General features: G+C 66.2%; 7 protein-coding genes. 2 read left to right on the plus strand and 5 right to left on the minus strand.

The genetic code is table 11. The features are described from left to right. The 4 genes from VN047_RS18695 to VN047_RS18710 all read right to left on the minus strand — a co-directional run. Positions 1-438 (minus strand): ATP-binding cassette domain-containing protein (locus VN047_RS18695; RefSeq protein WP_325545337.1); only part of this gene is annotated, 438 nt, incomplete at its 3' end. A 119-nt stretch (positions 439-557) separates the two neighbouring features. Beyond that, positions 558-1529, minus strand: a complete 972-nt coding sequence (locus VN047_RS18700) for a magnesium and cobalt transport protein CorA (protein WP_325545339.1) — start codon at positions 1527-1529, stop codon at positions 558-560. A 79-nt stretch (positions 1530-1608) separates the two neighbouring features. After that, on the minus strand, positions 1609-5133 hold the full coding sequence (locus tag VN047_RS18705; protein ID WP_325545340.1) for a CHAT domain-containing tetratricopeptide repeat protein: 3525 nt from the start codon (positions 5131-5133) through the stop codon (positions 1609-1611). Between the two features lie 151 nt (positions 5134-5284). Further along, on the minus strand, positions 5285-5791 hold the full coding sequence (locus tag VN047_RS18710; protein ID WP_325545342.1) for a hypothetical protein: 507 nt from the start codon (positions 5789-5791) through the stop codon (positions 5285-5287). Between the two features lie 101 nt (positions 5792-5892). On the opposite strand from VN047_RS18710, the gene VN047_RS18715 reads away from it, so the two are divergent. Then, complete coding sequence (locus VN047_RS18715; protein ID WP_325545344.1) at positions 5893-6099, plus strand: ParD-like family protein; 207 nt, start codon at positions 5893-5895, stop codon at positions 6097-6099. A 1-nt stretch (position 6100) separates the two neighbouring features. Continuing rightward, positions 6101-6880, plus strand: a complete 780-nt coding sequence (map, locus tag VN047_RS18720; RefSeq protein WP_325545346.1) for a type I methionyl aminopeptidase — start codon at positions 6101-6103, stop codon at positions 6878-6880. A 22-nt stretch (positions 6881-6902) separates the two neighbouring features. On the opposite strand, the gene VN047_RS18725 is transcribed toward map, so the two are convergent. Further along, positions 6903-7557: class III extradiol ring-cleavage dioxygenase (locus VN047_RS18725; protein ID WP_325545348.1), on the minus strand; the 655-nt coding region annotated here is incomplete at its 5' end.

Raw genomic sequence — 7557 nt, forward strand, 5'->3', positions numbered from 1 at the left:
GGCGCGCGTGCGCTGCCCGCCCGAGAGCGCGACGAGCGGGGTGTCGGCGGGTACGGGCAGGCCAACATTCGCGAGCGCTTCATCGATCCGCGCCTCGAGCGTCCAGTCGGCCTCGGCAATTTCTTCAACCCCGGCTTCGCCCGCCTCGGCTTTGCGGAGCAGCGCGAGGCCGGCGCGGGCGCCGAACAGGTCGGCGATGCTTTCATCCGCGCCGACCTGTACCGTCTGGTGCAGCATCGCGACGCTGCCGTCGATCGCGATATGGCCGGTTGCCGGTGCCAGCTCTCCGGTCAGCAGGCGGAGCAGCGTCGATTTGCCGACGCCGTTGCGACCGACGATGCCGGTTCGTTCGGGCTGAAACTGGAGGTCGAGGCCGGAGAGGATGGTGCGGCCGTCGGGCGTGGACCAGCCAAGGTTGGAGAGCGTAATGGAGGGCATGGATAGACTTTCCTGAAGGCAAAGCGGGTGAGGCTGCGTTCAGTTGCGATCCATGGTCCTGCATACTCCGGTAAAAGGCCGAGCCGCCTCTTTAGGCTATCGGGCGGCCCGGGGCAAGGTCAGAGCCAGCCGATGTGTTTGAAACGCCAGTAGAGGGTCAGGCAGATCGCCGCCATTGCGCCGACGATCAGCGGATAGCCGAACGTCCAGCCAAGTTCGGGCATATGTTCGAAATTCATGCCGTAAATGCCCGCGATCGCGGTCGGCACCGCGAGGATCGCGGCCCAGGCGGCGAGCTGGCGGGTGATCACGCCCTGGCGCTGCTGTTCGAGCATGCCGTTGGTTTCGATGACCGACGCGGCGATGTCGCGCAGGCCCGCAAGGCGGAACTCGGCGCGTTGCACATGATCCCAGATGTCGCGGAAGAAGGGGCGCACCGCGGGATCGATGTTGGGAAGATCCTCTTCGGTCGCAAGCCGCCCGGCGACATCCTTCATCATGCCGACGAGGCGCTGGAAGCGGATGATTTCATGCCGCTGCGAATAGAGATGGCGGATTTCGGCGGCATCGAGCGGGGTGTCCATCACGCTTTCCTCGACCAGCAGCATCCGGTCCTCGATCGCGTCGACGACGGGAAAATAACCGTCGACGATGAAATCGAGCACCGCATAAAGCACATAGTCGGGGCCATGCGCGAGCTTCGCGGGCAGGCTTTCGAGCCGTGCGCGGACGTCGGTGTGCGTGCGCGCCGACCCGTGGCGGACGCTGACGAAGAAATGCGGGCCGAGGAAGAAGGCGGTTTCGCCCGGATGGATCGTGTCGGCATCGAGGTTGGCGGTGCGCGTGATGATGAACAGCTGGTCGCCATAGGCCTCGACCTTTGGCAACTGGTTCGCCTTCAGCGCATCCTCGACCGCGAGCGGATGCAGCCCGAAGCGCTTCGCGATGCCCTCGAGCTCTCCCGGCGTCGGCTCGTAGAGGCCGAGCCAGAAGAAATCGCCATCGTCGCAATCTTCCGGAAGCTCCTCGTCAGGACCGATCTCGCGGACGAGTTTTCCGTCGTGATAAACGCGGGCGGCCATGATCGGCATGCGGCGGAAACTCCCTTACAGTGCGGCGCCGATATAATGTGCCTCGCGCCGAAGGGAAATGCGCTCCTTCGTGCGGATCCTAATTGTCGCGGTTGGCGATGTTGGTGAAGGCGGCCCAGGCGGCGGGATGCGCCCAGCCGGGCTTCCAGCCCTTGATCGCGGTGCCGTCGGCGCGCTTGCCGCTGCGTACTGCCTTCATGCCCATTTGCAACGCCTCGGCGCGCGAGGTGCCGGGATTGGCGCGCCGCGCCGTCAGCGTTTCGACGGTCAGGACCGCCGTCGCCTCGTCCGACACGCGCCAGTGACTTGCGAGCAGCGCGTCGGCGCCGGCATAGAGAAAGCCGCGCGCGAGCGCCGAGAGGCTGTCGCCGCCGCCCGAATTTTCGGCCGATGCGGTGTTGCACGCCGACAGGATCACCCAGTCGGCCGAGAGCGTCAGCTTCGCCGCCTCGGTCGCGGTAAGCAGGCCGTCGTCGCCGTCGCTCGGCGCCGTTGGCGGGGTGAGCACGAGGCCCGGTTCGCCGAGACCCAGTCTGGGGTCGGGGAGCAGGCCATGGGTCGCGATCGCGACAATATCGCTGGTCGCCAGCGCCGTGTCCTGGCGCAGCGCGGTTTCGGTGGCGTTGCGGTCGAGGGTCAGGCTGGCGGGCGGGGCGCCGAACAGGTCGGCCATCGCGGCAAGTTCGACCTTGGTCCCGGGCAGCGGAGCGAGCTTGCGCAGCGCGTCGGGGTCGGCGAGCGGCGAGCCCGATCGCGACACGCCGTCGAAGACGCCGACCCCGGCAGCGGCGCGCGAGCCGGTGTCGCCGCCGAGCAGGACGGGGGCGCCGTAGCCGCGGAAGCTCTTGCCACGCTGTCCGGTCCGGATCTCGGCGGGCAATGTCAGCGCGGCGACCGACGGCAGGCTGGTGAAGGCGTAGCGGTCGGCAAGCCAGCCCGCGCGGGCGAGCGTGTCCGGATCGGCGAGGTCGGCGCCTTCCGGCAGCGGGGTAGCCGAAAGCATCGCGAGCGGCAGGTCGCCGAGCTTGCCCGAGCTGGTGACGTAGAGACGCCGGGTGTCCTTCAGCAGTGGCTCGATCGGCTCGATCAGCTCCTTGTAGAGCGTGTGCGCGGTGTCGAGGTCGAAGCGCCTTTGGCCTTCGAGTTCGCGCGCCGACATCGGCAGCGCGTCGAGTTCGGCCTTGCGCGCCGCCGAGCAGGTCGCGAAATCGACGTCGCAGCGCAGGTCGGAGATTTGCTTCAGGATCAGATCGATGTCCTTCCCCGGCCGGCTCCAGCCGACCGCGTTCGGGGTGACGACGAAGAGGTGAAAGGTGTTCGCCGCTTCGGTCATCAGCAGCAGCGCTTCGCCCGGCCTGAGTGCCTTCTGCGTTTCGGCGAGCCCGATCGGGCGCGGCGAGACGAGCTGGCGGTAGGCGGGATATTTCTTGTCGATCAGCGCGCTGACGTCGGCGAGTTCGGCCTGCACCCCGTCGAGTTCGCCGCGCAGCCGCGCCGCCTCGACAGGCTTCTGGTCGGCGAGCGCGCGCAGCAGATTCTTGTCGAGGAGGTTCGCGCGCGCGGCGAGGTCCTGTTCCTGCCGGGCCGCTTCGGCCATCTGCGGCGTCTTTGCGGCACCGCGCGCGGCGGTCTGGAGTACCGCGCGGCCCGAGGCCGAACTGACTGCATCCTGCGCAGCGCGGAAGGCGCGGTCCTGAAGCTGCGACTGGCCCGCCGCATCGGGCGTGTCGCTCATCAATCCGAAGGCAGCGTTCATATAGGTGGTGAAGATGCCGCGGTTGGGATTGGCCTGCTGCCGGTCGAGCGCCGACAGCGCGACGGCGCTGCTGCCCGTTGCGGTCTGGTCGTCGAAGCGGCGGACGATCGCGACCGCCTTGGCCGCCGCCGCCTCGGCCTCGGCCGCCTTGCCCTGCCGCAGCAGGCTGGACGCCAGATTGTCATAGGCGCGCGCCGTGTCGATATGCGTATCGCCAAGGCTGTGCTGCAGGATCGCGAGCGACTGGCGATAATAGGGTTCGGCCGCCTTGTCGCCTTTGCCTTCAAGCCCGCCGCTGCGGACGAGCGCGGCGCCGACGCTGTTATAGGCGGCGGCAGTCAGCGGGTGATTTTCCCCAAGCAGGCGGCGGCGGATTTCGAGCGCCTTGATCGCCATTTCGGCGCCCTCGGCGTGACGGCCGAGTTCGCCAAGCGTCGAACCAAGGCTGGTGTAAGCCCAGGCGGTTTCGGGGTTGTCGTCGCCGAACTTGGCGCGGAAAATGCCGAGCGCTTGCCGCATCAGCGGTTCGGCCTGATCCGAACGACCGTCGTCGGCGAGGTTATGGGCGAGGTTGATGAGGAGCGTGGCGTAGGACGGGTGATCGGAGCCCGCGATGAGTTGCTGGATTTCCAGCGCACGCCGGTACATCGGTTCGGCCTCGGCATAGCGGCCTTGCTGGTTGAGATTGTGCGCGACATTGCCGTACATCGTCGCGGACCGCTCGCTGCTTTCGCCGAGCGACTGGCGCGTGATGTCGAGCGCCTTGCGCACCAGCGGCTCGATCGCGGTCGGCGGCAGTCCCTGCTTTTCCATGTTGAGCGCGAGGTTGTTATAGGCTTCGCCGGTCAGCGGGTGCGCTTCGCCCAGCGTCTTCGAACGGATCGCGAGCGCCTTGCGATAGGCGGTATCGGCCTCGCCAAAGCGCCCCTCGAGCGTCAGGCTGTAAGCGACCGCGGTGTAGCCGAGCGCGGCTTCCGCGCTGTCGTCGCCCCTGGCGGTCCGCCACAGGTCGAGCGCCTTGTTCGCCGATACCGACGCATCGGCATAGCGTCCCATGTCGGCGAAATTGATCGAGCTGTTATAATGGCGCAGCGCGACGTCGGCATCGCTGGTGCCGGGCAATCTCTCGTCGATCGCGCGCGCTTTCTCGAGCAGCGGCCCGGCTTCGTCGTAGCGACCGAGGCTGCGCAGGACGACCGCGAGATTGCCATAGTCGGACGCGGTTTCGCGGTGGTTTTCGCCATGAACCTGAAGGTCTGCGGCAAGCGACTTGCGATAAAGCGCCTCGGCGCCCTTCATATCGCCGAGTTCGGACATCACCGACGCGAGATTGCTGTTCGCGACGATCGTCTTGGGATCGAGTTCGCCCTTGGTCGCGGTCCGGACGGCGAGGATCGTGCGGCGCAGCGGGAGCGCGTCGGCGAACCGGCCCTGTTTGATGTAATTCGACGAAAGGGCGCCATAGGCCAAGAGCGTTTCGTCGTCTTTTTCGCCAAGGATGTTGCGGTTGATGTCGAGCAGGCGCTTCCAATAGGCTTCGGCTTCCTTCGGCTGGTTCCGGTCCTCGAGATTGCCCGCGAGCAGACGATATCCCAGGCTGGTGATCAGTCCGTCGGCGCCATAGCGCCTGGTCGCTTCGTCAATCCAGCGCCGGTAGACTTCGCCGGCCTCGCGCGTCTTGCCCGCGCGGTCGAAATCCATGCCGCGATTGAGGAGGTCGAGCATCTTTTGCTGGTCGGCGTCGAGCTCGCTGGACGGGGCCGGGTCCTGCGCGAAGGCGGCCGGCGCGGCCGTCCACAGCGGTGCCGCGAGGAGGAGAGCGAAGAAGCGGTATCGGCGGCTGGCCATGGATCGGCATTTCCCTGTTTTGACCCCAACATACAGAATAGGTTGGGATATTGTCATCTTCGTTCCGTCTAGAACAGGCGCCGCGCGCGCGTTGTGATGGCGGTCACGCGTCGGCAGAAATTGGCGATTGCGAAGAAAACGGTCAGCCGGGCTAGATATCGCGGCTGTCATAGGCCCATTGGAGCAGCGCCTGCCTTTGCTTCGGCCGGCAAAAGGGATCGCCGGGTTCGCAATGTTTGCGGACCTGCGCGGCGTGGCGGCGGAACGCCCGCCAGCGCGCGATCTGGCGATGATCCTCGCCCGCCATCCGCCGTCCCGAATAATAGCGGCAATACCATTGGAACCAGCCGCGCGGATCGTCGGGATGGATCCACCCCTTTGCGATCCAGACACTGAGCGGCACGCTGGCGCGCACGCCATAATAGTTGAGCGAGCAATCGGCGCCGTCCGGGGCGAGCCTGGCATTTTCGAACCAGCTCGCGGGAAATTCGGCGGCGCAGTCGGTCATATATTTGCCGCAGAACACACCAAGGTGCAGCATTTCGGCAGGCGTGAGCTCTGGCTGGAAACCGGGATCGAACCCCTGCCCCATCGGGGCGGTGCGCGCGTAGCGATAGTCCTGCTGCATCCGGTCGTTCACGATCACATTCTCGGTCATCCCGCGACCCTAGCCGTCGATGCGTCGGCGGCCCAGCCCGAATTGACCTGCGAACATATGGATCATATATGGTTCGTATATTCTGTTTGAAGGGACGATCGATGGGCATCGTGAAAATCGACGACGAACTGCACGAGGAAGCGCGCCGGGCGAGCCATGTCATGTGCCGGTCGATCAATGCGCAGGCCGAATACTGGATGAAGATCGGCATGCTGGCCGAGGCCAATCCGGCGCTGTCGTTCAACGAGATCGTCCGGATGCAGCTTGCCGCCGTACAGGTGCGTGCTCCGGATCTGGCGGCCGCCTGACATGGTGAAGACTCCGGACGAGCTGGCGCTGATGCGCGTATCGGGCAAGCTGCTCGCATCGGTCTTCGAGATGCTCGACGACGTGGAACTTGCCGGCATGTCGACGATGGAGGTCAACGATCTCGTCGACCGTTTCATCACTGTCGACCTCGCGGCGCGTCCGGCGAGCAAGGGGCAATATGGCTTTCAGTATGTGCTGAACTGCTCGATCAACCATGTCGTCTGCCACGGCGTGCCCGACGCGCGCGCGGTCATTCGCGAGGGCGACATCATCAACCTCGACATCACGCTGGAAAAGAACGGCTTCATCGCCGATTCGAGCAAGACCTATATGGTCGGCAGCGTCGCGCCCGCCGCGAAGCGGCTGGTCCGGGTGGCGCAGGAGGCGATGTGGCGGGGGATCGGGCAGGTACGGCCCGGCGGGCATCTGGGCGACATCGGCTTTGCGATCGAACGGCATGCGAAGAAGAACGGCTATTCGGTCGTGCGCGAATATTGCGGACACGGCATCGGCCGCGAGATGCACGAGGAGCCCAATGTGCTGAACTTCGGGCAGCCGGGAAGCGGAATGAGGCTGCGCGAGGGTATGGTGTTCACCGTCGAGCCGATGATCAACCAGGGCGGCCGCAAGGTGTCGACCGAAAAGGACGGATGGACGGTGGTGACGGACGACCGCAAGCTGTCGGCCCAGTTCGAGCATACCGTTGCGGTGACGGCAGACGGCGTGGAGGTCCTGACGCTGCGCCGCGACGAGAAGCCGGTATCCGGCGCAAGGGCGTGATCCCGGCTTTGGCCGGAGGGCGCTATATGGCGCCGGCTGTCTCGCCATCGAAAGCATAAACGTCCATCGCGAGCACGGCGTAGGTCGTGCTGGCGTGCAGCCGCTCGGCCTTGAGCGCGGTTCCGCCCGGGCCTGCACCAGCCCCGAGAGCGACGAACAGCGGCAAGATATGGTCGGGGGTCGGATGATTGTCGCGCCCGTGCGGCGCACGCTCGACCGCGTGCAGTATATCGCCGACCGCGCCCGCCGCCATGCGCCCGGCGATCCAGGCGGTGAAGTCCGTGACCCATCGCGGCGCGGGGGCGTCGATCGGCGGGCGGGTCGTGAAATAGGCGCGCAGGTTGTGGGTGATGCTGCCCGATCCGATAATCAATACGCCTTCGTCGCGCAGCGGCGCGAGCGCCTGGCCGAGCGCATAATGCCATTCGGGCGACGCGTTCGATGCGATCGAGAGCTGAACGACGGGAATGTCGGCATCCGGATAGATCAGCGACAACGGCACCCATGCACCATGATCGAGCCCGCGGTCGGGATCGGCGGTGACGGCGAGGCCGTGGCCCGCAAGGAGGTCGACGACCCGCGCCGCCAGCGCCGGATCGCCCGGCGCGGGATAGCGCATCGCGAAGAGTTCGTCGGGAAAGCCCCCGAAATCGTGGATCGTCGGCGGCGCGCGCGAG

Source organism: Sphingopyxis sp., from assembly GCF_035565275.1.
In the GTDB taxonomy this organism is placed as follows: domain Bacteria; phylum Pseudomonadota; class Alphaproteobacteria; order Sphingomonadales; family Sphingomonadaceae; genus Sphingopyxis.

Coding starts and splice junctions, on each gene's coding strand:
- VN047_RS18700 (WP_325545339.1), bottom strand. CDS start 1,529: ATGCCGATCATGGCCGCCCGCGTTTATCACGACGGAAAACTCGTCCGC.
- VN047_RS18715 (WP_325545344.1), top strand. CDS start 5,893: ATGGGCATCGTGAAAATCGACGACGAACTGCACGAGGAAGCGCGCCGG.
- map (WP_325545346.1), top strand. CDS start 6,101: ATGGTGAAGACTCCGGACGAGCTGGCGCTGATGCGCGTATCGGGCAAG.
- VN047_RS18705 (WP_325545340.1), bottom strand. CDS start 5,133: ATGGCCAGCCGCCGATACCGCTTCTTCGCTCTCCTCCTCGCGGCACCG.
- VN047_RS18710 (WP_325545342.1), bottom strand. CDS start 5,791: ATGACCGAGAATGTGATCGTGAACGACCGGATGCAGCAGGACTATCGC.